This window comes from Thioalkalivibrio sp. ALRh, assembly GCF_000381425.1.
Taxonomy (GTDB): domain Bacteria; phylum Pseudomonadota; class Gammaproteobacteria; order Ectothiorhodospirales; family Ectothiorhodospiraceae; genus Thioalkalivibrio.
The window spans coordinates 174,447-198,550 of sequence record NZ_KB906519.1; the positions used below are offsets into that span (position 1 = coordinate 174,447).

25 protein-coding genes are annotated in these 24,104 nt (G+C 66.0%); 15 read left to right on the forward strand and 10 right to left on the reverse strand.

What is annotated here, in order from left to right; translation table 11 throughout:
* Positions 1-41 precede the first annotated feature (41 nt).
* Positions 42-866, reverse strand: coding sequence for an ABC transporter ATP-binding protein (locus F791_RS0100840; protein ID WP_018139105.1), 825 nt, complete (start codon positions 864-866; stop codon positions 42-44).
* A 435-nt stretch (positions 867-1,301) separates the two neighbouring features.
* Between F791_RS0100840 and F791_RS0100845 the strand changes: the two genes are divergently transcribed.
* From F791_RS0100845 to F791_RS0100870, 6 genes are all read left to right on the forward strand, one after another.
* On the forward strand, positions 1,302-1,850 hold the full coding sequence (locus F791_RS0100845) for an OsmC family protein (protein ID WP_012982379.1): 549 nt from the start codon (positions 1,302-1,304) through the stop codon (positions 1,848-1,850).
* A gap of 33 nt (positions 1,851-1,883) precedes the next feature.
* The gene (locus F791_RS0100850) at positions 1,884-3,023 is read left to right on the forward strand and encodes an acyl-CoA dehydrogenase family protein (RefSeq protein ID WP_018139104.1); all 1,140 of its coding nucleotides are present in this window, start codon (positions 1,884-1,886) and stop codon (positions 3,021-3,023) included.
* A 68-nt stretch (positions 3,024-3,091) separates the two neighbouring features.
* Positions 3,092-3,472 (forward strand): DUF302 domain-containing protein, encoded by a 381-nt coding sequence (locus F791_RS0100855; RefSeq protein WP_018993580.1) that lies wholly within the window; start codon positions 3,092-3,094, stop codon positions 3,470-3,472.
* A complete protein-coding gene (locus F791_RS0100860) occupies positions 3,472-4,902 on the forward strand; it encodes an FAD-dependent oxidoreductase (protein WP_018993579.1) in 1,431 nt (476 codons plus the stop codon). Before F791_RS0100855 ends, F791_RS0100860 begins: the two co-directional genes overlap by 1 nt.
* A 132-nt stretch (positions 4,903-5,034) precedes the next feature.
* Complete coding sequence (locus tag F791_RS0100865) at positions 5,035-5,661, forward strand: hypothetical protein (RefSeq protein WP_018174501.1); 627 nt, start codon at positions 5,035-5,037, stop codon at positions 5,659-5,661.
* Positions 5,662-5,687: 26 nt separating this feature from the next.
* Positions 5,688-6,002, forward strand: a complete 315-nt coding sequence (locus tag F791_RS0100870) for a DUF2007 domain-containing protein (protein WP_018139100.1) — start codon at positions 5,688-5,690, stop codon at positions 6,000-6,002.
* Positions 6,003-6,037: 35 nt separating this feature from the next.
* Here F791_RS0100870 and F791_RS0100875 read toward each other — a convergent pair whose 3' ends face one another.
* Positions 6,038-6,823, reverse strand: coding sequence for a lytic transglycosylase domain-containing protein (locus F791_RS0100875; RefSeq protein ID WP_018139099.1), 786 nt, complete (start codon positions 6,821-6,823; stop codon positions 6,038-6,040).
* A gap of 60 nt (positions 6,824-6,883) precedes the next feature.
* On the opposite strand from F791_RS0100875, the gene F791_RS0100880 reads away from it, so the two are divergent.
* From F791_RS0100880 to F791_RS13730, 3 genes are read left to right on the forward strand one after another with little or no spacing between them, the layout of a single operon-like run.
* Positions 6,884-7,690, forward strand: coding sequence for a biotin--[acetyl-CoA-carboxylase] ligase (locus F791_RS0100880; protein WP_019592042.1), 807 nt, complete (start codon positions 6,884-6,886; stop codon positions 7,688-7,690).
* A complete protein-coding gene (locus tag F791_RS0100885; protein ID WP_018995274.1) occupies positions 7,683-8,432 on the forward strand; it encodes a type III pantothenate kinase in 750 nt (249 codons plus the stop codon). The genes F791_RS0100880 and F791_RS0100885 overlap by 8 nt, the downstream gene beginning before the upstream one ends.
* Positions 8,432-8,605 carry a hypothetical protein gene (locus tag F791_RS13730; protein WP_018649377.1) on the forward strand — a complete coding sequence of 58 codons (174 nt, stop codon included), beginning with the start codon at positions 8,432-8,434 and terminating at the stop codon, positions 8,603-8,605. The genes F791_RS0100885 and F791_RS13730 overlap by 1 nt, the downstream gene beginning before the upstream one ends.
* Position 8,606: 1 nt before the next feature.
* Here F791_RS13730 and F791_RS0100895 read toward each other — a convergent pair whose 3' ends face one another.
* Entirely contained in the window at positions 8,607-10,217 is a 1,611-nt protein-coding gene (locus F791_RS0100895; protein WP_018139095.1) for a DUF255 domain-containing protein, read from the reverse strand.
* A 167-nt stretch (positions 10,218-10,384) separates the two neighbouring features.
* Here F791_RS0100895 and F791_RS0100900 point away from each other — a divergent pair, with 167 nt between their 5' ends.
* The 4 genes from F791_RS0100900 (at position 10,385) to F791_RS0100915 (ending at position 15,300) form a co-directional block, all read left to right on the forward strand.
* Positions 10,385-11,332, forward strand: coding sequence for a hypothetical protein (locus F791_RS0100900; protein ID WP_018649379.1), 948 nt, complete (start codon positions 10,385-10,387; stop codon positions 11,330-11,332).
* A gap of 100 nt (positions 11,333-11,432) precedes the next feature.
* A protein-coding gene (gene prfB, locus F791_RS0100905; RefSeq protein ID WP_155987368.1) for a peptide chain release factor 2 occupies positions 11,433-12,528 on the forward strand; the annotation gives its coding sequence in 2 pieces (ribosomal slippage) (positions 11,433-11,504 and positions 11,506-12,528; 1,095 coding nt in all).
* 24 nt (positions 12,529-12,552) lie between these two features.
* The gene (gene lysS / locus F791_RS0100910; protein ID WP_018174505.1) at positions 12,553-14,043 is read left to right on the forward strand and encodes a lysine--tRNA ligase; all 1,491 of its coding nucleotides are present in this window, start codon (positions 12,553-12,555) and stop codon (positions 14,041-14,043) included.
* A gap of 111 nt (positions 14,044-14,154) precedes the next feature.
* Positions 14,155-15,300 (forward strand): PQQ-dependent sugar dehydrogenase, encoded by a 1,146-nt coding sequence (locus tag F791_RS0100915; protein ID WP_018174506.1) that lies wholly within the window; start codon positions 14,155-14,157, stop codon positions 15,298-15,300.
* A gap of 80 nt (positions 15,301-15,380) precedes the next feature.
* Here the strand turns inward: F791_RS0100915 and F791_RS0100920 are convergent, their stop codons facing one another.
* On the reverse strand, positions 15,381-15,884 hold the full coding sequence (locus F791_RS0100920; protein WP_018139090.1) for a heme-binding protein: 504 nt from the start codon (positions 15,882-15,884) through the stop codon (positions 15,381-15,383).
* A 212-nt stretch (positions 15,885-16,096) separates the two neighbouring features.
* Here F791_RS0100920 and F791_RS0100925 point away from each other — a divergent pair, with 212 nt between their 5' ends.
* Positions 16,097-17,140, forward strand: a complete 1,044-nt coding sequence (locus tag F791_RS0100925) for an acyltransferase family protein (protein WP_018139089.1) — start codon at positions 16,097-16,099, stop codon at positions 17,138-17,140.
* Here F791_RS0100925 and F791_RS0100930 read toward each other — a convergent pair whose 3' ends face one another.
* From F791_RS0100930 to F791_RS0100955, 6 genes are all read right to left on the reverse strand, one after another.
* Positions 17,141-17,875, reverse strand: coding sequence for a hypothetical protein (locus F791_RS0100930; RefSeq protein WP_019592043.1), 735 nt, complete (start codon positions 17,873-17,875; stop codon positions 17,141-17,143).
* A 139-nt stretch (positions 17,876-18,014) separates the two neighbouring features.
* Positions 18,015-18,218: a DUF2892 domain-containing protein gene (locus F791_RS0100935; protein ID WP_012982402.1), complete on the reverse strand. Its 204-nt coding sequence runs from the start codon at positions 18,216-18,218 to the stop codon at positions 18,015-18,017.
* 110 nt (positions 18,219-18,328) lie between these two features.
* Positions 18,329-18,532 carry a DUF2892 domain-containing protein gene (locus F791_RS0100940; RefSeq protein WP_018139087.1) on the reverse strand — a complete coding sequence of 68 codons (204 nt, stop codon included), beginning with the start codon at positions 18,530-18,532 and terminating at the stop codon, positions 18,329-18,331.
* 388 nt (positions 18,533-18,920) lie between these two features.
* Entirely contained in the window at positions 18,921-20,225 is a 1,305-nt protein-coding gene (locus F791_RS0100945; RefSeq protein WP_018139086.1) for a citrate synthase, read from the reverse strand.
* A 135-nt stretch (positions 20,226-20,360) separates the two neighbouring features.
* Positions 20,361-21,335 (reverse strand): sensor domain-containing diguanylate cyclase, encoded by a 975-nt coding sequence (locus F791_RS0100950; RefSeq protein ID WP_018139085.1) that lies wholly within the window; start codon positions 21,333-21,335, stop codon positions 20,361-20,363.
* Positions 21,336-21,441: 106 nt separating this feature from the next.
* Positions 21,442-22,938 (reverse strand): FAD-linked oxidase C-terminal domain-containing protein, encoded by a 1,497-nt coding sequence (locus tag F791_RS0100955; RefSeq protein ID WP_018995277.1) that lies wholly within the window; start codon positions 22,936-22,938, stop codon positions 21,442-21,444.
* Positions 22,939-23,172: 234 nt separating this feature from the next.
* Between F791_RS0100955 and F791_RS0100960 the strand changes: the two genes are divergently transcribed.
* A complete protein-coding gene (locus tag F791_RS0100960; protein ID WP_019592044.1) occupies positions 23,173-24,072 on the forward strand; it encodes an alpha/beta hydrolase in 900 nt (299 codons plus the stop codon).
* The last annotated feature ends 32 nt before the right edge of the window (positions 24,073-24,104 follow it).

Consider the following 24,104-nt stretch of genomic DNA (forward strand, 5'->3'; position numbering starts at 1 on the left):
GGCGATGACGGGGACGACGGGTATCGGTTGGTTGCGGGTATTCAGGCCGCGCGGATTCGCGCCTGACGACGGCTGGATTCGCTTTCGGATTCAGCGCGGGGTTGCACCCCGGAGCCGCCCGGGTGGCGAGTGGCGCCGAAGAACTCCATGAGCTCGCTCTTGAGATCCACGAACTGATGGCTGGCGCGATCACGGGGGTAGGGGAGTTCCACCTTCAGCTCGGCGGTGATCGTGCCGGGGTTGGAGCCCATGACCAGCACGCGGTCGGCCATTGCGACGGCCTCGTCGATGTCGTGGGTGACAAACACCACCGAGATGCCGCGTTCACGTGCCAGGCGCGTGACCTCGTCCTGCAGGGCAACACGGGTGAAGGCGTCCAGTGCGGAGAACGGCTCGTCCAGCAGCAGCAGTTCCGGGTCCGTCGCCAGGCTGCGGGCCAGCGCGACGCGCTGTTGCTGCCCCCCTGAGAGCGACTGCACGTTGACCTCGGCCTTGTCCGCCAGGCCCACCGTGTCCAGGAGCTGATCGATGCGCTCCTTCAGACCTTTCCGGCGACCCTGGAAAATCAGCCCCAGAGAGGCGTTCTTGCGCACGGTCATCCAGGGGTACAGCGAAGGCTTCTGAAACATCATGTTCCAGCGCGGGCTGGGCTTGATGACCTGCTGGCCGTTGATGCGCACGCAGCCGTCGCTGGGCAGCAGCAGCCCGGCGAGCATATGCAGCAGGGTGGATTTGCCACAGCCACTCTGGCCGATCAGGGCGACGGTCTCGCCCGGCGCGACGGTGACCTCGATGTCCTTCAGGGTCGGATCTTCCTGACCCGGATAGTGGTGGGTGATGTAGTCGATGGAGATGGCGGCGCCCATGGCATTTCCCTCGTAAGCCTGCGTTCATGTGCCGCCCGGTGGACGGCGCGTTCACAGGTGTCCTTACAAGGGGCGTGCCAAACCTCGCGGTGTGATCGCCCGAGGATTCCCGGGCCCTCTGATAAACGGCGACGTGGAGCCGTTCCGCAGGTCTTGAATCACGGCGGGGGTGGGGCATCTGTGGGTGTCGAACGGCCCGGGGCGTCCGGCGTGTCGCGGACAAAGACGACAAAGTGTCCGGCTTGGGCGACAAAGCGGACAAATCGTCTGGCCCGGATGGTTGGTCAATTTGTCGTGTTCAGGTGGAAATCGCTTCATGAAGCCGTTTTTCGGTGGTTGGCACAGCTTCTGCACTGCGATGGTCGACCCGGCGCGATCCGGGATGGTCACCACAGCCGGTGGCCCTGACCGCCAACCATCGAGAGGAGCTACACCATGTCCACTGCCGAAGCCACCACCACCCTGTCCATGAACGCGCTGGAGCCGATCGACCAGAACGGTCTCAACGATCTGGCTGCCAAGGGCAAGGCCAATCCGGAAAGCATCGTCACTCTGAAGGCCACCACGGTCTGCGAGGGCAAGTTCCGCAACCTGACCTACGTGCGCGATCTGGATGCGCATGTGATCGACGAGCCGCCGCACCTGCTGGGTGACGACACCGCCCCCAACCCCTCCGAGGCGGTACTGGCCAGCCTGGGCGCCTGTCTTTCGGTCGGCATGCACGCCAACGCAATCGACCGCGGCATCACGCTGACCAAGCTGGAACTGACGCTGGAGGGCGACATCAACGTGACCGCCGTGTGGGGTGTGGGCGATACCGACGTCAACAAGCGCCTCGGCTTCACCGATATCCGCGTGAAGGCGCACCTGGAGGGAGATGCCAGCGAGGAGCAACTGAAAGAGCTGGTGGCCCATGCCGACTTCTGGTCGCCCGTGGCCAACACCATGCGCAACCCGGTTGGTGTCAGCGTCGAGCTGGCCTGAACCACCTGCCATCCCGAACGGGAGAGAGAACCCATGTTGCAGACCCGTACTGACGAACAGACGGGGGTGTCGCCGGCCGCAGGGCCGGCGGACGCCGATGCCCCGCTGAAGGCGCTGGTGGAACGCGAACTCGCGCCGCTAACCGCCCGCATCGATCGCGAGGGCGTCTACCCCGAGAATTTCCTGCGCGAGGCGGGTCGCCTCGGCGCATTCAATCGCCACCTGGCCAGCCAGAACGCGACCGGTACGACGGACATTGCCGGCGCGATCCGCGCGACCGAGGTGATTTCGGCCGAGTGTATGACCACAGGCTTTGTGGCCTGGTGCCAGAACGCCTGCGCCTGGTACGCGGAGAACAGTGACTCCGACGTGCTCAAGCGCGAGGCCCTGCCGAAGCTCGCCAATGCCGAGGCGCTGGGCGCGACCGCTCTGTCCAATCCTATGAAGTGGTTCGCCAACATCGAGGAGTTGAAGCTGAATGCCGAGCGCGTCGATGGCGGCTATATCGTCTCCGGCGCGCTGCCCTGGGTGTCCAACCTGGGCGAGGACCATTATTTTGGCGCGATCTTCCGTACCACTGATGCCAACCCGCGTCCGTTGATGGCGCTGATCAACTGTGCCGATCCCGGTTTCAGCCTGACGGCCTGCCCCGAGTTCACCGCGCTGGAGGGCTCGCGCACCTTCGGTTGCCACTTCGACCGGGTGTTCGTGCCGGATGCCCATATCCTTGCGGACCCTCTGCCGGAGTACATCCGCCGCATTCGCCCCGGTTTTGTGCTGCTGCAGATGGGCATGGGGCTGGGCCTGATCGATGGCTGCATCGAGACCATGCGCGAGTCCAACGAGACCCTCGCGCACGTGAATGGCTATCTGGATGACCAGGTCGGCGAGCTGGAGGAGGCCCTGGCGGATGCCCGCAGTGCCTGTTACGCGCTGTCGGAGACACCGTTCGATGACTCCGAGCGCTTCTTTGCCGATGTGCTGCAGATGCGACTGACGGGCTCCGAGCTGTCGCTGCGCGCCTCGCAGTCGGCCCTGCTGCACTGCGGTGCGCGGGGCTACAAGGCGGACGCGGCGGCCCAGCGCAAGCTGCGCGAGTCGTACTTCGTCGCGATTGTGACGCCCGCGATCAAGCACCTGCGCAAGGAGCTTGCACGGATCCACGCCCACTGAACCGGTGCCCCTCGAACCCGCGCAGCCCCGGTGAAGCCGGGACCGCGCCCCGAATGCAAGGAATCCCCATGTTGGAAACCACCACCCGACTGGACCCCGAGACCGCCGTGGAACGGCTGAAGCAGGCGATCGAAGCCCAGGGACTGAAGCTGGTCTCGCACATCAACGGCCAGGCCAATGCGGCAAAGATCGGGGTCGAGGTCCCTACCGACCAGATCCTCGAGGTCTTTCACCCGAGCTACGCGGTGCGCGTGTGGCAGGCCTGCAAGGGCGCCGGAATCGATATCCCGCTGCGCATCCATGTATCGGATGAGGGCGATGCCCTGTGCATACGCACGCGCTCGGCGCGGGAGGTATTCAAGCCCTGGGCGAGCCCTGAGCTCGACACCATCGGTGCGGAGCTGGATCCGAAGCTGCAGGCGATTCTGGACACTCTGGAGGCCGCGTGATGACTACCGAAACCGACGACTACAAGCGCTATATCTGCAAGGTCTGCGGCTATATCTACGACGAGGCGAAGGGTGATCCCGACTCCGGCCTCGCGCCGGGCACCCGCTTCGAGGACATCCCCGAGGACTGGTACTGCCCGGACTGCAACGTGACCAAGGCGGACTTCAGTCCCTTCGAGCCGCGGGCCGAGTCCACCGACGCGGTCTCCGCCGCAAGCGCCTGGAGTGGCCCGCGCGGCGACGATCCCGACGCGGTCGTGATCGTGGGTGCCGGCATGGCCGGCTGGGCCCTGGCCGAGCGCCTGCGGGAGCAGGACCCGCGCCGCACCATCCGCATGATTACCGCGGACAGTGGCGACTATTACACCAAGCCGCGGCTGTCGAACGCGTTTGGCCGCGAGACCGCGCTCGACGAACTGGTCGAGGAGGGCGGGCAGCAGCGCGCGGGGCGTCTGGGTGTGGAGCTGATGCCGTTTCTGCGCGTGCTGGGCATCGATCGCGACCGCCAGCGTGTGATCACGGCCCGGGGAGGTATCCCCTATGGCCAGCTGGTGCTGGCCACCGGTGCCCGGCCGCGCCGCATCGAGTTTCCGGGGGACGCGCCGGCCCCGCTGGCCGTGAACACCCTGGATGACTACTGTCTGCTGCGCGAGGCACTGGAAGCGCCGGGAAAGAGCCCGGCCGAGACGCCGGTGGCCATCATTGGGGCGGGTCTGGTGGGCTGCGAGCTGGCCGATGACCTGGCCAGGGGAGGTTTCCCGGTCACGCTGATCGAATGCGCCACACAACCACTCGCGGGGCTGTTGCCGTTGCCCATGAGCCGGGACCTCGCCGCAGCCCTGGAGAAGAGTGGTGTCGATTTGCGGCTGGATGCCAATATCGTTGGCCTGAACAAGGGAGGGCCGGGGACGACCATCGAGCTGCAGGACGGCGAACCGGTCCAGGCGGCGGTGGTGCTGTCCGCACTGGGGCTTGAGGGTCAGAACGACATCGCCCGGGCGGCTGGTCTGGACTGCGGCCTCGGGGTCCGCGTGAATGCACAACTGGCGACCTCCGATGCGGCGATCTTTGCCCTCGGCGACGGCTGCGAGTTTGCCGGCCGGTTGCGCCCGTACGTGGAGACGCTGCGCGACCAGGCGGCGGTGCTGGCTCGAACCCTCGGTGGCGACGTGACGGAGTATGTGCCCGGACCCGGTACGGTCCAGGTGAAGACCACAAGCCTGCCCCTGAATGTCTGTCCGCCGCGCGACGTCGCTCGAGGCGCTTGGGTCGAGACTGAATCCACTCCCTCCGGTCGCCAGCTGGAGTTCCATGCCGACGGTGTGCTGGCCGGGTTCGCGGTGTCAGGGTCCCTGGCGCGGCGCGCGGCCGACCTGGAGGCCCGGTTGGGACAACCCGTGGGTGCCGAGCGGCCGCGCATGGCCAGCTAACAGGTGAGATGGCCGTTGGCGGCAAGGCCCCGGCCGGCGTGGAAGAACCGAGTGCTGTACGGGGTGTTCGTTATACTGGGGCGCTGATGCATTTACGCGATGGCCGTTCCATCGTCGGCAGGAGAGAACGCCTTGGCCAGTTTTACGATCACCTTGCATGCCCGCGCGGCGGACGAGCCCGAAATTCAGCGCGTGTCCGTGACTGCGGGCGAGGACGAAGAGCTGCCGGAGTACGGCCAGGTCTGGGTATGGGACATCCTCTACGCCCAGCAGCTGTTTGCCCTAGGCGAGACGCAGACGGCTCAGCAGCTGAAGGAGGCCCTGGAGCTGTGGGCCGTGAATATGTCCAGCAAGGTATTCCAGCCGCATGGCCACATCCTGGCGAAGGGCTACCTGGACCTGTCGGAAGACCTGAAGCTGATCAGCGGTGACGAGGAACGCCCGGTCGCGGCTGACGGTGATCGCGAGATCGTCGTGACCGTGACCGGTCAGGCCGGCCAGCTGCCGGATGTCGCGGTCAGCCCGGAGGCGCTCGAGGCCGAGGAGCGCAAGAACCTCGTGCTGGGCCTGGGGCAGTTTTTCAATTTCGACAACCCGATGTTTGCGCGCGAGCTGCCGATCCATGTGCTCGCGATGCGCAAGTATCACGCCGACGTCCATGAGCCGCACACCCGCGAGGCCCTCGACGAGGCCCCGTTCTATGCCATCCAGAAGGCGATGGAATACTTCCAGGCAGCCAACCAGGGCACGGTGCAATAGGACGTACTGACTGCTAGGGTCGGGTCATGCGTACCGTTTACACCGCTGCCGACCCGGTGATGGCCGGGTTCATCGAGAATCTCCTGAAGGAGGCCGGCATCCCCGCTTATGTCGCCCAGGCCGGGCTTTATGGCGCCGCCGGCGAGATCCCGCCGACCGAGTGCTGGGGGCGGGTGATGGTGGTGCACGAGGCCCAGGCCGAGCAGGCCCGCGAGCTGATCGTGGAGTACCTGGAAGGCGAGCCGGAGCACGACGGGAAGGAATGGAAGTGCTCGCGTTGCGGCGAGCGGATCGAGCCGCAGTTCACCCAGTGCTGGAACTGCGGGCGCGAGCGGCGCTGATTCTCCACCACTAGTCCGCTACGCAGGGCGTCTTTCTAGCGAATCCCGTTACCCGAGCCGTACTGGGCCCGTACCCGCTGGATGTAGGTCTGGGTTTCGGGGAAGGGCGGTACGCCGCCATGACGCTCCACCGCCCCGGGGCCCGCGTTGTAAGCGGCCAGGGCCAGGTCCAGATCCCCGTCGAAACGCTGCAGCATCTCGGCCAGGTAGCGCGTGCCGCCATGGATGTTCTGGGCTGGGTCGAAGCGGTCGGTCACGCCCAGGTCGGCGGCGGTGGCCGGCATCAGCTGCATCAGGCCGTGCGCACCCACCCGCGAGACGGCCTCGGGGTCGAAGCAGGACTCGACGTGAATCACGGACTGTACCAGGGCCGGGTCGACACCGTTGTGACCCGCGGCGGCGCGGATCAGCTCGGCGAACTCGCCACCGCCGCTGGCCAGGGCCTGGCGGGCCCGTTCGCCGCAGCGCGCCCGGGCTGTCGGGCGGCCGTAGGTGGCGATCAGGTTCATGTTGGCGTTTTGGCTCCGCTGGTTGGTGACCAGACGCTGGCCGTCCGGGCCCTCGAACACGAAGATCTCGCTGGGCGACCAGCTACCCCCTGAAGCCGTTCCGCTCTGGCTGGCAGAGGTGCCGGGACGCTGGGGCGAAGGCACGGTCTCGTACTCGATGCCCTCGGGGCGCTGGTCCGTAATCACGCGGGCACCCGTGGCGTCGTAGTAGGTGTAAAGGTCGGCCTGGGCGGGCAAGGCGAGGACGCCGGCGGCCAGCAGCAACGCCGGCAGTCCGCCCGCGAAACGCTTACCATATGCACGATTGCGCAACCGAATCCCCCCCTTGTCGCCCACGTCCGAATGAACGCTCCCCAGACGACCGATCCCATTATGGCGCCGGAAACTGCGCAACTGGAAGGGCTGCTGCGCGAGGCCCTGGCGGGAACCGCGCTGGAACCGCCGCTGGTGGAGGTGCTGGAACGGGTGGATTCCACCAATGCACGACTGCTCGACCCCGCGCAGATGCATGCCGGCCCCAGGGTGTGTCTGGCGCGCGAGCAGCTGGCTGGGCGGGGGCGACGAGGCCGGGCCTGGGTGGCGCCCCCGGATGCCGGCCTGGCCCTCTCGCTCTCCTGGCCGATTGCCGCCAACCAGCCGGTGCCTGCGGCCTATCCGGTCGGCGTGGGGATCGGGGTCATCCGCGCGCTGGAGGCGCTCGGTGTGGAAGGCCCGGGTCTCAAGTGGCCGAACGACCTGGTGGTAGGCGCTGCGAAGCTGGGCGGTATCCTGGTCGAGCAGCGGCTTCCCCGGCCGGATCGGCCCGGGCGCCTGGTGGTGGGGGTCGGGCTCAATCGCCGGGGTTCCGGAGCGCTCGGCCTGGATCGCGAGGTGACCGACCTGGAAGCCCTGTCAGACGGGCAGGGGCCCGACTGGCTGGCGCTGGCGGCCGAGGTGACAGGCTGGCAGATGCGCCTGCATTCGCTGCTGATGGCACAGGGGCTGGCGGCGCTGGCGGACGATCTCGACCGCCTCGATGTGCTGGCCGGACGCCCCATCCAGGTACCGGATACGGGCCTGTCGGGCATTGCCCGGGGCATTTGCCTGGATTCGGGGCGTCTGCGCGTCGAGGATGAGGCGGGCGTCCTGCATCATGTCGACGCAGGAGAAGTATCCATCCGGAGGGCTGGGCATGCCTGACTGCGCGCTGATCGACATCGGCAGTACCCGAATCAAGTGGCAGCGCCGCGACGCGGCCGGTCATGTGCTGGACGAGGGCACAAGCCTCGCGATTGATGATTGTGCTCAGGCGCTGAAAGACGCTGGTCTGGCGATCTGGGCCGCCCGTGTCGGCAGCCCGGAGCGCCAGGCGGCGCTGGAAGACGCGGTGGGGGCGGCGGTACCCATCCACTGGGTGGGAACGCACGGGGGCGGGCGCTATGGCGTGCGCAGTGATTATGCCGAAGGCCAGCTGGGTGTGGATCGCTTCTGTGCACTGGTGGCGGCCCGGGCGGAAGGGCCGGGGCCCTGCGTGCTGGTGGATGCGGGAACCGCGATTACGGTCGACCTGCTGGATGCCGAGGGTCGGCATCGGGGCGGGTACTTGCTGCCGGGGCGACAGCTGGGCTGGGATTCGCTGCAGGCCCGGCTGGCCGACCGCGTTGCCCCGCGTGATCCGGGTGACTGGCCCGCGACCCTCGACTCGACACCGGGGCTTGGTAGCGAACAGGGCCTGGAGCGCGGACTGACGCTGGGTCTCTCCGGCGCGGTCGATCGCCTGATCGTCGAGGCCCGCACCCACCTGGGCAATGACACCGTCTGCTGGCTACACGGTGGGGATGCATCCTGGCTTGCCGGGCAGCTCACCGAATTCGTCACTCTGCGCGAGAACCTCGTGCTGGAAGGCCTGTGGCAGATTGCACGCGCGGAGGGGGGCTCGTGATGCGCTGGTTCGTCGTGCTGTTGCTGCTGGCGAATCTTGCCCTGTTTGGCTGGAGCTGGCAGCAGGGGCACTGGAACGGCGACCCTTACGCCGACGTGCCCCCACCGGAGCGGGGTACGCAGATGCTCGACGAGGGAGATGTGCGGATTCACCCGCTCGACGGGGGCGACTAGGTCAGTCGTCCAGTCCCGGGATGCCGGCGCGCAGGGCCTGGAAGCCGATGGCCACGTCGTCGGGATCGGCGCCGGGTTCGATGTGCAGCCGCGCGCGAACCTTCTCCGGATCGATGTGGGATTCTTCTACGATCTCTTCCGGCAGACGGTGCAGCCACCAGGCCAGTGCAGCCTGACTGCGCGTCTCTGACCACGGTTCAAGGTCCGATCCGACACGCTCGGCGTGCGCCTCCAGCTCCTCGTCAAAGAACGGCTTCAGGCGGTCCAGCGCGGCGACCGGATCGGGCAGATCGGGCTTCTCGCCCTCCAGCGCCTCGATCGCGCGGGCCAATTCGAGGCGGGCGATCTCCGGCCAGATCTGTGCGGGCAGGTATCCCTCCATCGCCGGGCGCCCGTCGGCGGTGATGCCGTGCAGGAAGCCGGCCTCTGTGCCCAGGTACCGGTCCAGGGCCTGCATGGCCTCGCGCGCCCAGTCGAGGGTGTCCTCGTCCTCCATGACCCGGGCCATGTTGGCCAGGGCGGCAATCGCCTGGCCGGAGCTGTCCGCATAGGTGTTGCGGTCCACCCGCGGGGGATCGGTCTCCAGCCGTTCTTCCGGGTCGAGCTGGTAGTAGTCGCGATCCGCATACTGGCTGTTGCCGAAGCGCGACTGAGCCTCGTCCCAGAGCTGGTCGCGCAGATAGTCGCGAATACCGCGGGCGAATTCGGCGTGATGTTCCTTGCCGAAGCGCTCGTAGGCCTCGGCATACAGCCAAAGGAACGCGGCGTTCTGGTCCAGTCGTTTGGAGGTTTCGAGGGCCAGGACCGGATCGCGTTGATCCCAGTCGTGGAAAAAGAAGAATCCTCCCTCCACTCCGTCGTACAGGTCGGCGGCGATCTGGTCGAGCATGGCGGGCATGCGGTCTTCCCAGTCCGCCTCGTCGAGCAGGAAGCGATAGGTCCAGGGCTGCGGGCGTTTGCTCAGCGTGCCGAAGGCCGCGCTGCCGCTCAGGCGGTGGCCGGAGCGGTCGTAGACCTCGTCGAGCATCTCGCGGAAGCGGTCGAGGTCATTGATCGCGGCGTCGTCCGGCGTGATCTCGCGGCCGGTGACCGAGAACATGTCCCGCTGGGCCTCCAGGATGCCCTGCAGGTCGCGTGGATTCACATGCCCGGTAAAGCGGGTCAGCATCTCGTCCTCGTGGTTCACGATCACCACAAACGGCAGACCCCGACCACCGTAGCGGCGGAACAGGTCGGCGCGCTCGTCGAGGTCGACCAGGACCGGGATGTAGTGCTGATCGATGGTGTCGACGACGTCGGGGTTCTCCAGCGACTCGTCCTGGAAGTCGCGGCACCAGGTGCACCACTGCCCGTGAAAGTAGAAGAAGATCGGCCGTTCGAGCTCCTTCGACTCCTCGAACAGTTCGCTGTCCCAGGACTGCCAGTCGATCTGGGAGCCTTCCGGGTAGTCATCCACCTCGAAACCGTTGTCGGGCCCGTTATCCGGGGCCTCGGCGGGTCCGGCCGCGCCTTGAGCACCAACAATGCCCGCAAGGCCCAGCAGAACAAGGCCCAGGACGGGACTGGTCCACCCGCCGATGGTGGCGACTGCAAAAAATTTGTGCTCGTCCATGGCGCACCTGGAGATTTGGGCTGCTTACTACGGTAGACCACAATCAAGGGGTTGCCGTTCCTCGGGAGACATCCGCCTCGGTGGTAGCATGGCCGTGGATCAAGCCACGGGGGGATCGAGATGCGCTTTTGCAGGGGAGGGACGGCCGCGACGAGGGGAGACCCGAGATGGCGAGGGTGACGCTTCTGCTGCCCGGATTGTTTCGGCGTGCCGAGGCGGCCTTGCCGAAGGACGGCGAGGATCCCCCGGGAATCCGGCATCTGGCGCGCTGGCTGGGCCGAGCACGCCCGCTGGTAGCTGCGCCGGCGGATGCCCGGGAGGGCTGGGAGGTCCAGCTCGCGCGGCGGCTGGGCTTCGAGCAGCCGGTCTCGGGATCGCGCCTGTGGCTGGCCTGGCCCGTGCGGCTGACGCCCGGGATGAAGGACCTGGTCGCGGATCCGGTCTTCGAGGTCCACCGGGAAGAGCGCGAGGCGCTGTGGGAGGCCGCGCGTCCGGATCTGGAAGCGGCGGGGGCCACGCTGCGGCTGTCGTCGGCTGGGCTGTGGCTCCTGGAAATGGAGGGCGAGGGGGATGGAGCGGGCGAGCCGCCCTCAGCGGGCTGGGGTCGCTCGATGAGCCGGGGTGCGATGGACAGTGACGTCGCGCGCCGTCTGCAGGTCCTAAACAACGCCCTGCAGATGACCTGGTTCCAGCATCCGGTGAACCAGGCGCGCGAGCAATCCGGGCGCGAGCCCGTTCACGGGCTGTGGTTCTGGTCACCGGGGCGTCCAGAGGGCGCCACGGCCGTGCGCGCGGTCTGTGGCGGTGGGCCTGTCGCGCACTTTCTGGCGGACTGGACGGCGCTTGATTGGAATCCGGATCCGGCCGCCGCGGCGGAGGCGGTGCGCGATACCGTCGTGGTACTGGATGCCCTGGCAGGCGCGCGCGATCTCGAACGCCATGCGGAGGTGATGCAGTCCCTGGCCGATGACGTCGTACGGCCTCTGCTGCCTCTGCTTCGGAAGGGACACCTGGAGGCGCTGGAGTTTCACGATCCGCTTGCGCGCTCGGAGCCGCCCAGGGTTCTGGAACGCCGGGACAGCCTGGCCTTCTGGCGGCGCGCGCGAGTCCTCTGACGCACCCCGTCCGGTTGGACCCGAGTGCGCCAGACGCCGGGTCAGGGGTGTTATACTGCGCGGCTTTTCTGCCCACCCGCACACCGGAAATCGACGCATCATGGAACTGAATCCGCTGTATACCCAGATTGATGACCTGAAAGGCCGCCTGGAAGGCCTTAGGGGGTATCTTTGACTACCCGGTCAAGGAAGAACGCCTAGAAGAGGTCCAGCGCGAACTGGAAAACCCGGACATCTGGAACGACCCGGATCGTGCGCAGGCGCTGGGCAAGGAACGCGCCCAGCTCGAGAACATCGTCGTCAACATCCGCGAGATCGGCACGCAGCTGGCCGACAGCCGCGACTTGCTGGAGATGGCCGAGGCCGATGACGATGCCGAGACGGCAGCGGCGGTGGAGGCCGACGTCGCGGCCCTGACCGCGCGGGTCGAGGCACTGGAGTTCCGGCGCATGTTCTCCGGCGAGATGGACGAGGCCAACGCCTATCTCGACATCCAGGCCGGCTCCGGCGGCACCGAGGCCCAGGACTGGGCCAACATCCTGTTGCGCATGTACCTGCGCTGGGCCGAGAACCACGGCTTCAAGACCGAGATCATCGAGCTCTCCGAGGGCGATGTCGCCGGTATCAAGAGTGCGACTGTGCGTATCGAGGGCGAATACGCCTTTGGCTGGCTGCGCACCGAGACCGGCGTGCACCGCCTGGTGCGCAAGTCGCCGTTCGACTCGGGCAATCGCCGGCACACCTCGTTCGCGTCGGTGTTCGCCTCGCCGGAGGTGGACGACAGCTTCGAGATCGAGATCAACCCGGCCGATCTGCGCGTGGATACCTACCGCGCCTCCGGGGCCGGTGGGCAGCACGTCAACCGGACTGAGTCGGCCATCCGCATTACCCACGAGCCCTCCGGCATCGTGGTGGCCTGCCAGAACGACCGCTCGCAGCACAAGAACCGCGACACGGCGATGAAGCAGCTGAAGGCCAAGCTCTACGAGATGGAGATCCAGAAGCGCAACGCCGAGAAGCAGGCGGCCGAGGACGCCAAGTCCGATATCGGCTGGGGCAGCCAGATCCGTTCGTATGTGCTCGACCAGTCGCGGATCAAGGACCTGCGCACCAGCGTGGAGGTCGGCAACACCCAGGCCGTGCTCGACGGCGACCTGGACCAGTTCATCGAAGCCAGCCTTAAGAGTGGGCTGTAACGCTTTCTTTTACCGGGATTCCCGATGACCGAGATTACCGACGAGAACAAGCTGATCGCCCAGCGTCGCGCCAAGCTGAACGAGCTGCGCGAGGCCGGCCCGGCTTTCCCCAATGACTTCCGCAGGGATGCCCTGGCGGCCGATCTGCACGCCGCGCATGACGACACCGAAGGCGAGGCGCTGGAGGGGCAGGGGATCCGCGTGACCGTGGCCGGGCGCATGATCGGCAAGCGCGTGATGGGCAAGGCGAGTTTTGTCCGCCTGCGCGACCAGTCCGGGGATATCCAGCTGTTCGCCCAGCGTGACAGCCTGCCGGAGGGTGCCTACGCGGCCTTCAAGCACTGGGACCTGGGCGATATCGTCGGCGGGCAGGGCACGCTGTTCAAGACCAAGACCGGCGAGCTGACGGTCCAGCTGGACGAGCTGCGCCTGCTGACCAAGAGCCTGCGCCCGCTACCGGAGAAGTTCCACGGCCTGACCGACCAGGAACAGCGCTACCGCCAGCGCTACGTGGACCTGATCACCAGCCCGGACAGCCGCGAGCTGTTCCGCACCCGCACCCGGATCGTGCGCTACATCCGCGAGTACTTCGAGCGCGAGGACTTCATCGAGGTGGAGACCCCGATGATGCAGGTGATCCCGGGCGGCGCGACCGCGCGGCCGTTCGCCACGCACCACAATGCGCTGGACATGCCGCTGTATCTGCGTATCGCGCCGGAGCTGTATCTGAAGCGCCTGGTCGTCGGCGGCTTCGAGAAGGTCTTCGAGATCAACCGCAATTTCCGCAACGAGGGGCTGTCCACCCGGCACAACCCCGAGTTCACCATGCTCGAGTTCTACGAGGCCTTCGTCGACTACCACGCGCTGATGGACCGCACCGAGACGCTGCTGCGCGGGCTGTGCGAGAACGTGCTGGGCACGACCACCATCGAGTACCAGGGCGAGACCTACGATTTCGGTCAGCCGTTCACGCGCATGACGGTGCGCGAGGCGATCCTCGAGCACAACCCGGAGATCACCAGCGAGGACCTGGCGGACATCGACAAGGTACGCGCGCACTGCGAGCGCCTGGAGATCCCGATCAAGGCGAGCTTCGGCCTCGGCAAGCTGTGGACCGAGATCTTCGAGTACACCGCCGAGAACAAACTGCGTCACCCGACCTTCATCACCGCCTATCCGACCGAGGTCTCGCCGCTGGCGCGGCGTAACGACGAAGACCCGTTCGTGACCGACCGCTTCGAGCTGTTTGTCGGCGGGCGCGAGATCGCCAACGGCTTCTCCGAGCTCAACGACCCCGAGGACCAGGCCGAGCGCTTCCAGGCCCAGGTCGCGGAGAAGGACGCCGGCGACGACGAGGCGATGCACTATGACGCCGACTACATCCGCGCCCTGGAATACGGCCTGCCACCCACGGCCGGAGAGGGCATCGGCATCGACCGCCTGGTGATGCTGCTGACCAACAGCGCCTCCATCCGCGATGTGCTGCTGTTCCCGCACCTGCGCCCGGAGGCCTGAAGCCGCCCTTTCTCCGCCGAGACCGTGCCGACGGGCAAGCCGATTGCGGGAACACCGGGAAACCCTGTCGGTCGCATGGTTGTGGTTTCACGGAAAGAACGGGAGGTTGTCATGGCGAATTACGGCCCTGTCTGGCGCAGTCTGGTTGGTACTGCGGCCGCCACGGCGCTGCTGGCCGGTGGTGCCCAGGCCGGCGAGACGGTCGAGTCCGGCATCAGCACCGAATACGAGCAGTTCGATCTGGTGCGGGTTGCGGGCGATCTGGAACACCCGTGGTCGGTGGCATTCCTGCCCGGTGGAGGCTATCTGGTCACCGAGCGTACCGGCGCGCTGAAGCACATCCGCAGGAACGGCGAAGTCCGCGAGGTGGCGGGTGTGCCGGATGTGGTGGCCCGCGACCAGGGCGGGCTGCTGGATGTGTCCCTTCACCCGGACTTCCGTGACAACGGCTGGGTATACCTGACCTATTCCTCTGGTGACGAAGATCAGTCCTACACTGCGATGGGCCGTGGCCTGTTGGAGGATGGCGAGCTGCACGACTTCGAGAAGCTCTTCGAGCAGGATCGCGGGGGCAGCAATCATGGCCACTTCGGTTCTCGCCTCGCCTGGCTCGCCGACGGCACCCTGCTGATGACCATCGGCGACCGCCGCCAGGAGGAGCCGGCCCAGGACCTGTCCAGCCACACCGGCAAGCTGCTGCGCCTGACCGAGGATGGCGAGGCCCCGGCCGACAACCCGTTTGCCGACCGTGACGACGCCCAGCCGCACATCTATTCTTACGGCCTGCGCAACTCGCAGGGGCTGGTGGTCGATCCCGCCGATGACACGATCTGGCTGACCGATCATGGTCCGCGCGGCGGGGACGAGCTCAATCGGATGGAGGCTGGCGGTAACTACGGCTGGCCGGGTGTCACACGTGGACGTGAATATCCGACGGAGCGCCCGTTTGGAGATGCCCGTGAATCGGACGATGTGATTCCCCCGATTTACGAGTTCCTGCCTACGCTGGCGCCCTCCGGGCTGGCGCTGATCACCTCGGATCGCTTCGAGGCCTGGGAGGGTAATCTGCTGGCCGGCGGCCTGCGCGCCGAGCGTATCCTGCGCATCGTGATCGAGGACGACGAAGTTGTGCACATGGAGGAGCTGCTGCATGGCAAGATCGGGCGCATCCGTGATGTGCGCGAGGGCCCGAACGGGCATATCTACGTGCTGACAGACGAGTCCGACGGCGGGCTGTACCGGATGGAGGCCCGCTAGCACCACCGGTCCTGGCGGATACCAAGGTCCGGACAGTAGAAGGCCCTTCCCGAGCGGGAAGGGCCTTGTTCGTTGCGGGCCTAGAACAGGTCGTCGGCAATGGCCTCGATGCCTGCCTCGGCACACTCGTGGTCGACTTCACCACTGGGGGCGCCGGAGACGCCGATGCCGCCGATGATGCTCCCGTTATCGGTGATCTGCACACCGCCGCCCAGGATGGTGACATTGGGGAGGTGCTGAATGCCGTAACCGGCTTCGCCCGGCATCGTCATTTCGCGCAGTTCCAGGGTATCGGTACGGAAGCTGACCGCCGTCCAGGCCTTGGATACGGCGGTATCGACGGTATGAGCCCCGGCGAAGCGGTCGCGTTTGACGGCCTGGGTTACGCCGTGACGATCCACGACGGCCACCGCGACCTGGGTATCGCGATCACGACAGGCCTCCATGGCCGCCTCGACCGCCTTGACGGCGAGTTCGGGGAGGAGCGTCGGAGTGTTAAAGGTGCCCTCGCTGCTTTGCGCCGGGCTTGCGGCGAATACGAGGGCGCCGGCGAGGAACAGGGGGGTGAGCTTGGTCATGCGCATGGGAGCGACTCCTTTGTTTGGATCCCATCTGTTATCTAGTCATTGCTCGGGCGTTTCGCAATCCGGTGGAATACGAACGTGATCGGCGAAACGCTCGTCTGACGGGTGACCTCTCGGCGCGTGTCGGGCACGGTCGGGTGGTGAGAACGAGGAGCCACAAGTGTTTGGGAGATTGGGTGGGCTTGAGTAACGCCACGGAAGCCCGGCGACGGATGGAAGGGGTCGATGCGGCCCGTGCGCTGGCCATGATCGGCATGCTGATGGTGCATGTGGGGCCCACTCGTCTCGATTCGGTTGCAGGCCAGTGGTACGCGCTACCGCATGGGCGGGCCTCGGTGTTGTTCATGCTGGTGGCCGGGGTCGGAATCTCGTTCCTGGCGGCCTCGCGGCGTGTCGCGGCCGAGGGCCTGGCCGGGCAACTCCTCTGGCGTGCCTTGCTGCTGTTTCCATTGGGTCTGGCCCTGCAGGCGATGCAGAGCGAACTGAACGTGATCCTGCAGACCTATGCCCTGTTTTTCGTACTCTCCATCGGGCTGGTGCGGTTACGCACCACGGTGCTCTTCCTGGTGGGCCTGTTCGCCCTGGTGCTGGGGCCACCGCTGTACCTATATGGCCAGATGCTGGACCCCGATACCTTCCAGCGGGTCGGTATCGGGCCGGACAACCCGCCCGGTGTAATGCTGCACGCCCTCCTGTTCTCGGGCCCGTACCCGCTGATCACCTGGATCGTGCCGTTTGTGGTGGGGCTGTGGCTGGGCCGCTGCGATCTGCGCAGCGATGCGCTGCGTTTGCGGATGCTGCTGGTGGGTGCCGCCGTTGCAGGGGTGGCCTGGGCGCTGCATGTCGCCCTCTTTGCGTGGTGGGGCGAGCCAGGCGGAGGTCTGCGCTGGGCCGATCTCGCCGACATGAAGGCCCACAGCCAGCGTCCGCTATGGCTGTTGAATGCGACCGGGGTGGCGGTAGCCGTGCTTGCCGTGTGCCTGGTGGCGGCGGATCGCCTCGGGCGTGCGCTGTGGCCGCTGGTCGCGACCGGCCAGCTGGCGTTGACCTTCTACGTGCTGCACCTGGTTGTGATCGCCCTGTGGCGCGACGACGTGGTCTTCAAGCAGGACGTTGGCCCCGCATTGGTGGTGGTCGCGGTATTCACCGGGCTGTTCATGCTGTTTGCGGTGGGCTGGCGCCGACTGTTCCGCAAGGGGCCCCTGGAAAGCCTGCTGGTCGTGCCGTGGGCATGGAGGCGCCCGACGAAGAGCTGATCAGGCCGATTGGCGAGCTTGCTGCGCGAGGCTGCGTGTGGCCTGGCGGAACACCGGGCGCAACGGCTTGTTGAGGAAGGTTCGCGCCCGGCTCGGGGCAATGCCCTGATGGTGACAGAACAGGGCCAGCGCGTAGACGAGATCGTCGCGCCCGAGCGATGCCTGGCGTTCCGCACTCGGGGCACTGCAGGAGCCACAACCACCGACCCGCACGTGAAAGGCCGTATTGGCGAGCATCACACCGAATCCCATCTGTGTGGCCAGCAGTTCGGCTACATGCCCCTCGTTGCCCTCCTGCGAGGGGGCAGGTTCTTCCGAGGTGGGGAGGAGCCTCAGCGCGATCTCGCGGGCAAAGTGCCCGATCAGGGCCTCGTTCTCGCCGACCAGCCGGGGATCGTAGGGAATCGGTATGGATTCGGGGCGGGGCGTATGGCCCCAGGAGCCCATCGGCACCGGGTTATCCAGGAGGTCATCCGGTTGCGCGAGCCGAAACGGGCCGTCGGCAAAGCCGGCATGGCTGCATACGGCGTCGAACACGATCTGCGCCATCCCGTGGCGGGTATCGGCCTGCCCGGGGAAATGCTCGCGAATCGGCAGAACGAGGTGGGCCTGACCGAGCGGCTGCGCCCAGACGGCCTGGCGCCGTGCCCAGAGCGTAACGGCGCGGACCCACTGGCGGGCCTCGGTGTCGGGTTCGGGGGCGCGCTGGAACAGACGCGGGATCAGCGAGAGCATCGTGGGAGGCTGGTTTGGGTGCCCCTCCATTGTGCGCCAGGGCGGGGCGTTTTGCAGGCCCTTAAGGAAACACTGTTCAGTGTTCCCTTAAAGCAAAAAGGCCCGGACCGAGCGGCCCGGGCCTTGCCATATTGCGGACCTAGTTGAAGGCCTCGCCGGGCTTGACGCCCATGGCCTTCAGGATCATGGCCAGCGGGCAGAAGCCGGTGAATGCCGACTGCAGCAGGTTGAAGCCGACGAACAGGGTCAGCAGCAGCCACCAGGGGCTGAACACCCAGGCCAGGATGGCACTGATGATGACGACGGTGCCGGCAAAGGCGAGGACAATGCGATCGATGCTCATGGGGGATTCTCCCGGGTTATCTATTAGACAACTCTAATATGTGCCCGCAGACACAGAAATACAAGGGCCCACTGGTCGGTGGGTCCGCACACGTGCCGGAACAGGTCGGTTCAGTGGAAGATCTCGCCGGGCTTCATGCCCAGGCTCTTCAGCACCATGGCCAGCGGGCAGAATCCGGTAAAGGCGGACTGGATCAGGTGGACGCCGATAAAGATCGTCAGCAGCAGCCACCATCCACTGGCGGCCCAGGTCAGCAGGGCACTGATCAGTACAACGATCCCGGCAAACACCAGGAAAAAGCGATCAAGCGTCATGGACGGTCCCTCCCTTGCGTCCGTTGTTTACCCAGTGATAGCACTGGCGCAGTCGCACGGCAAGGGAGGGGGAGCGCCAAGGGAAACACTGATCAATGTACACGCTCGCGTTGGTACCCCAGGTTTTCCGAGACAAGGCGCGTCGTGCAACGGGTAGTGGTTCTACCCGCAAGCGGCGCAACGCGGGATCGGGGAACCTGGGGTGCCAACCCCACAATCCATTTAAAGCAGGGGCTCGGCCGCCCGTTGTTGATCAAAAACGGGCGCGCGCACGGCGTTGCGGCTCCCTTGTGCAGAATGACTGCACGGCAGTCACCGCGCCTTGTTCACACGTAAAAGCGACTCGAGCGCGAGCGTGTACATTGATCAGTGTTTCCGAAGAACGTTCCTAGCGTTCCTCGATCGCGATGTACTCGCGTGAGGGGTGCCCGGTGTAGAGCTGGCGCGGACGGCCAATGCGTGATTCCGGATCCTGCATCATCTCGTTCCAGTGCGAGATCCAGCCCACCGTGCGGGCCAGCGCAAAGATCACGGTGAACATGTTCAGCGGGATGCCCATCGCGCGCAGGATGATGCCGGAGTAGAAGTCCACGTTCGGATAGAGCTTGCGCTCGATGAAGTAGTCGTCCTCCATCGCGATGCGCTCGAGCTCCATGGCGACGTCGAACAGCGGTTGATTCTCGGCGCCCATGTCGCCCATCTCGGCCAGCAGTTCGTGGCACATCTTGCGGATGATCTTCGCCCGCGGATCGTAGTTCTTGTACACGCGGTGGCCGAATCCCATCAGGCGGAACGGGTCGTTCTTGTCCTTCGCGCGGGCGACGAAGTCCTGCACGCTCTTGTCGGAGTTCACGATCTCCTCGAGCATGCGCACGACCTTTTCATTCGCGCCCCCGTGCAGCGGACCCCACAGCGAGGCGATGCCGGCCGAGATCGCGGCAAACGGGTTCGCCTCGGAAGAGCCGGACAGGCGCACGGTGGAGGTTGAGGCGTTTTGTTCGTGATCCGCATGCAGGATGAGGATCAGGTCCAGTGCGCGTACGAAGACCGGGTTCGGCTGGTAGGGCTCGCTGGGCACCCCGAACATCATCGACAGGAAGTTGGCCGTGTAGGACAGGTTGTTGTCCGGATACATGAACGGCTGGCCGTGGGCGTACTTGTACGACCAGGCGGCGATCGTTGGCATCTTGGAGATCAGCCGGTGCGCGGCGATGCGGCGGTGTTCCGGGTTATGCACGTCGACGTTGTCGTGATAGAAGGCCGACAAGGCCCCCACCACGCCGACCATAATCGCCATCGGATGCGCATCGTGACGGAAGCCGTCGAAGAAGCGGCGGACCGCCTCGTGCAGCATCGAGTGGTCCTTGATGATGCGCGAGAAGTCGTGCAGGTCGTCGGAGGAGGGCAACTCGCCGTTCAGCAGCAGGTAGCAGACCTCGAGATAGGTGCTCCCTTCCGCCAGCTGTTCGATCGGATAACCACGGTAGAGCAGGGTGCCCTCGTCCCCGTCGATGAAGGTCACATCCGAGCGGCAACTGGCCGTGGACATGAACCCCGGGTCGTAGGTGAAGTAACCGAGTTCCTTGTACAGCGCACGGATGTCGATGCAATTGGGGCCGTGGGCACCCTCCTGGATCGGCAGCTCGATGCTCTTGCCGGTAGTGTTGTCGGTCAGCGTGACGGTCTTGCTCATGAAACGGCCTCGAAGATTCGCTGGGGCGCCCGAACGCGCGGGGTCGAAAAGGGGCATGGTAAACCATCGACACCCGGTGGGCAGCGTCGTTCGGGCCCGTTGTTCCGAATTCTGGACAGGGTCCACCCCGGGCTGTCAGTGGTCGTTGCGCTGGCTGCGCTTGTCGTCGTACATGGCCTTGTCGGCATAGGCCTGGGTTGTTTGCAGGTCGCCACGCATATCGCGCGAGCAAGCGCCAAGTGCGGCGGAGACGCCGGCTTGGTCGAGTGCGTCACGCAGGCGCCGGGCGAGATCCGGGATGTAGTCGATGGGGGTCTCGGGGAACAGGACCGCGAACTCGTCGCCACCGATGCGGGCGACAGTGTCGATGTCGCGTACGGTCTCGCGCAATACACGGCCGGCGGTTGCGATCAGTCGGTCGCCGGCCTCGTGCCCCTCGCTGTCGTTGAGCCGCTTCAGTCCATTCAGGTCGACCATGACGACGCCGGCCGGTAGCCCGTGCCGCGCGCAGCGTTCCTCCTCGGAGGCAAGGGCGAGCGACCAGCCACGGCGGTTGTACACGCCGGTCAGGGTGTCGGTGTGGGCCTCCAGTCTGAGCGCCTCCTGCTCCCGCTCCAGGCTGTCGACCTGGTGACGCATGTGAATCAGGGCCTCCAGCGTACCCACCGCGGCTTGTATCGGCGCGTTGTGTTCCTCCGACGAGATGGCGATGGTTTCCGGATGGATGGCGCAGAGGACGCCATACAGCTGGTGGTCAACGTCGCGGATGGGGTAGCCGATATAACTTCTGATTGGCGTCTCGCTACCGGCGGCGGCGAGCGCTTCCAGGGCCTCGGCATACGAGGGTTCGCGCGCGGCGTCCGCCGCAATGCGCGGGGCGCGGCCCTCGAGCATGCGGATGCAGAAGGAATTGCTCCAGTCGAAGACCGAGCCGGCCTCGATGCCGTAGCCGTGGTCATCCGCGCGCACTACGATCTGCTCGTTGCCCTCCACCCGTGTCAGCATCCAGGTGTCGAGCGGGGCCAGCAAATGGAGTAGCCGAAGCGTGCTGTCGACGCCCTGGTTGAACGAGTCGTAGGTGCCGTCGCACCGGTCCCGGGAACGCTTCATTCGATTGGGTCGGGCACCTCGTCAAGGGCCCGTGATCTTGGATTCTCGCTGCATCTTAGAGGATATGTCTCCAAGACTAAATAGTCCCGGGCCGCATTCGCCAACGCTAAAGGCGCGGCAGGTCGGGGTGCGGGAGTTGGCCGCCATGCACGTGCTGGCGACCGAACTCGGCGCAGCGTGCCAGTGTGGGCACCGCCTTGCCGGGATTCAGCAGGCCGAGCGGATCGAAGGCCTGCCGCAGCCGGTGGAACTGCTCGAGCTCTAGGGGCGCGAACTGCACGCACATGCCGTCGAGCTTCTCGACGCCCACGCCGTGTTCGCCGGTCACGGTCCCGCCAACTTCCACGCACAGCTCCAGGATCTGCTGCCCGAAGGCCTCGGCCGTTTCCAGCTGGCCGGGCTGGTTGGCGTCGTAGAGGATCAGGGGGTGCAGGTTGCCGTCGCCGGCATGGAAGACGTTGCACACGCCCAGGCCATGTTCGCGCGACAGTGCATTGATGCGCTCGAGCACGGTACCGAGCTGGTGACGGGGGATAGTTCCGTCCATGCAGTAGTAGTCCGGCGAGATTCGGCCCGCGGCCGGAAAGGCGGCCTTGCGCCCGGCCCAGAACAGGGCCTGCTCCTGGGCGTCGCGTGCGGTGCGAACCTCGGTGGCGCCAAGCTCGAGCAGCTTGCGGCGCACCACCATGATGTCCTCGGAGACCTCGGCGTTGGTGCCGTCGAGCTCGCATAGCAGGATCGCGGCGGCGTCCACCGGATAGCCTGCGTGCACGAAGTCCTCGGCCGCGCGGATCGCGGCGTTGTCCATCATCTCCAGGCCGGCCGGGATCAACCCGGCCGCGATAATCCCGGCCACCGCGCGCCCGGCGGCCTCTACCTCGTCGAAACTCGCCAGCAGGACCTGGGTGCGTTCCGCCCGGGGCAGCAGGCGCACCGTGACCTCGGTGACGATGCCGAGCATCCCCTCGGAGCCGATCATCAGCGCCAGCAGGTCGGGGCCCGCGGTGTCCAGGGTCTTGCCGCCCAGGCGGATGATCTCGCCATCCAGTGTGACCATCTCCAGCCCCAGCACGTTGTGCACGGTGAGGCCGTATTTCAGACAGTGCACGCCGCCGGCGTTTTCGGCGACATTGCCGCCAATCGAGCAGGCGATCTGGGAGGAGGGGTCCGGGGCGTAGTAGAGGCCCTGGGGGGCAGCCGCCTCGGAAATGGCGAGGTTGCGTACGCCGGGTTGCACGACCGCACAGCGATTGTCGGCGTCGATCTCCAGTATGCGGTTGAAGCGGGCCAGGGACAGTAGCAACCCGGTGGCACTGGGCAGGGCCCCGCCCGAGAGTCCGGTGCCCGCCCCGCGGGGTACGATCGGGACCTGGTGCTCGCGGCATACCCGCAGGCAGGTGAGCAGTTCCTCCCGCGTGTGGGGCAGCGCGACGGCGCCGGGGGTCTGGCGATAGGCGGACAGCCCGTCACATTCGTAGGTGCGGCGCTCGTGGGCCTCCAGGATCAGCCGATCCGCGGGCAGCTCTTGCTGCAGGACCATGATCGCAGCCGCCAGCGCATCCAGCGCAGTGGAATCCGGGGGCAGGGGCTGTGCGGCAGTCATGGTGTGGTCAGGGGCGTCCAGGAGGGCGAAAGGCCCCTCAGGTTACAGGCCGTGGGCGGCGCAGGAAATGTCCGTGTCACTTCGTGGTGTCTCTAGGAAACGCTGATTTGGCAAGACGCAGCAACGGCGGATGCAATAAACAGAGTAAGGGTCGGGAATTTTTATTGTTTCGTGACAGTCTAGTCATTCGCGGGATTACTAGAATGATTCCAACCCCGACCCAAGGAGATTGAGATGCGGCATTCATGGATCACGACGGCCTGTGCGGCCGCTTACCTGGCTTCAGCCCCGGCGTTTGCGGCCGACAAGGTCACGCTGGAGCATGACGACCTGACCCTGATCGGTCATTTCCAGGAAGGGGCCGGTGCCTCGCCTGAAGACGGTGTGGTGCTGATGCTGCATGGCACGCTCGCCCACGGCCGCATGGAGGTCATGCAGGCGGTCCAGGATCAGCTGGCCGACCGAGGCCACAATACGCTGTCGATCAACCTGAGCTACGGGATCGACGAACGTGAGGGGATGTTCGAGTGCGACGCGCCGATTCATCATGGCGTGGACGAGCACATGAAAGAGGTCGCGCTCTGGCAGGAGTGGCTGCAGGGCGAAGGCTATGGCCCGGTCACGCTGTTCGGGCATTCGCGTGGAGGCAACCAGGTGGCCCGCTATCTGACCGAGCACGATCCGGACGACATCCGCGCGATGGTTCTGGTCGCTCCGTCCACCTTTGATGCGGACAAGGTCGCGGCGGATTACGAAGATCAGGCCGGGGAACCACTGGGTGAAGTACTGGCCCGCGCCCAGGAGAAACACGACCGTGGCGACGGCTCCATGCTGGAAGGCGTGCGTTTTCTGCAATGTGGCGAACTGGATGTCGCACCCCATGCGTTCCTGAGCTACTACGATCCGGCCCCGGTCCACAACACGCCAAGCGTGATCGACGGCATCCAGACCCCGACGCTGGTGGTGATCGGGTCCGAGGATGACGTGGTGGCAGATCTGCCGGAGCGGATGGATGCGGTCGAGGACAAGGAGCACATCACGGTGAACACCGTCGATGGTGCGGATCATTTCTTCCGCGACTTCTTCGCCGACGACGTGGTGGACTTCACCGTCGACTTTCTCGATGAGCACTGATCGGCTGATCTGAGCCCATCAGGCCGGCCCTT

Coding starts and splice junctions, on each gene's coding strand:
- F791_RS0100860 (WP_018993579.1), top strand. CDS start 3,472: ATGACTACCGAAACCGACGACTACAAGCGCTATATCTGCAAGGTCTGC.
- F791_RS0100880 (WP_019592042.1), top strand. CDS start 6,884: ATGGCGCCGGAAACTGCGCAACTGGAAGGGCTGCTGCGCGAGGCCCTG.
- F791_RS0100950 (WP_018139085.1), bottom strand. CDS start 21,335: ATGAAGCGTTCCCGGGACCGGTGCGACGGCACCTACGACTCGTTCAAC.
- F791_RS0100925 (WP_018139089.1), top strand. CDS start 16,097: ATGGAAGGGGTCGATGCGGCCCGTGCGCTGGCCATGATCGGCATGCTG.
- F791_RS0100895 (WP_018139095.1), bottom strand. CDS start 10,217: ATGGACGAGCACAAATTTTTTGCAGTCGCCACCATCGGCGGGTGGACC.
- F791_RS13730 (WP_018649377.1), top strand. CDS start 8,432: ATGCGCTGGTTCGTCGTGCTGTTGCTGCTGGCGAATCTTGCCCTGTTT.
- F791_RS0100930 (WP_019592043.1), bottom strand. CDS start 17,875: ATGCTCTCGCTGATCCCGCGTCTGTTCCAGCGCGCCCCCGAACCCGAC.
- F791_RS0100955 (WP_018995277.1), bottom strand. CDS start 22,938: ATGACTGCCGCACAGCCCCTGCCCCCGGATTCCACTGCGCTGGATGCG.
- F791_RS0100920 (WP_018139090.1), bottom strand. CDS start 15,884: ATGCGCATGACCAAGCTCACCCCCCTGTTCCTCGCCGGCGCCCTCGTA.
- F791_RS0100915 (WP_018174506.1), top strand. CDS start 14,155: ATGGCGAATTACGGCCCTGTCTGGCGCAGTCTGGTTGGTACTGCGGCC.
- F791_RS0100960 (WP_019592044.1), top strand. CDS start 23,173: ATGCGGCATTCATGGATCACGACGGCCTGTGCGGCCGCTTACCTGGCT.
- F791_RS0100855 (WP_018993580.1), top strand. CDS start 3,092: ATGTTGGAAACCACCACCCGACTGGACCCCGAGACCGCCGTGGAACGG.
- F791_RS0100900 (WP_018649379.1), top strand. CDS start 10,385: ATGGCGAGGGTGACGCTTCTGCTGCCCGGATTGTTTCGGCGTGCCGAG.
- F791_RS0100870 (WP_018139100.1), top strand. CDS start 5,688: ATGCGTACCGTTTACACCGCTGCCGACCCGGTGATGGCCGGGTTCATC.
- F791_RS0100945 (WP_018139086.1), bottom strand. CDS start 20,225: ATGAGCAAGACCGTCACGCTGACCGACAACACTACCGGCAAGAGCATC.
- F791_RS0100840 (WP_018139105.1), bottom strand. CDS start 866: ATGGGCGCCGCCATCTCCATCGACTACATCACCCACCACTATCCGGGT.
- F791_RS0100850 (WP_018139104.1), top strand. CDS start 1,884: ATGTTGCAGACCCGTACTGACGAACAGACGGGGGTGTCGCCGGCCGCA.
- F791_RS0100940 (WP_018139087.1), bottom strand. CDS start 18,532: ATGACGCTTGATCGCTTTTTCCTGGTGTTTGCCGGGATCGTTGTACTG.
- F791_RS0100845 (WP_012982379.1), top strand. CDS start 1,302: ATGTCCACTGCCGAAGCCACCACCACCCTGTCCATGAACGCGCTGGAG.
- lysS (WP_018174505.1), top strand. CDS start 12,553: ATGACCGAGATTACCGACGAGAACAAGCTGATCGCCCAGCGTCGCGCC.
- F791_RS0100885 (WP_018995274.1), top strand. CDS start 7,683: ATGCCTGACTGCGCGCTGATCGACATCGGCAGTACCCGAATCAAGTGG.
- F791_RS0100935 (WP_012982402.1), bottom strand. CDS start 18,218: ATGAGCATCGATCGCATTGTCCTCGCCTTTGCCGGCACCGTCGTCATC.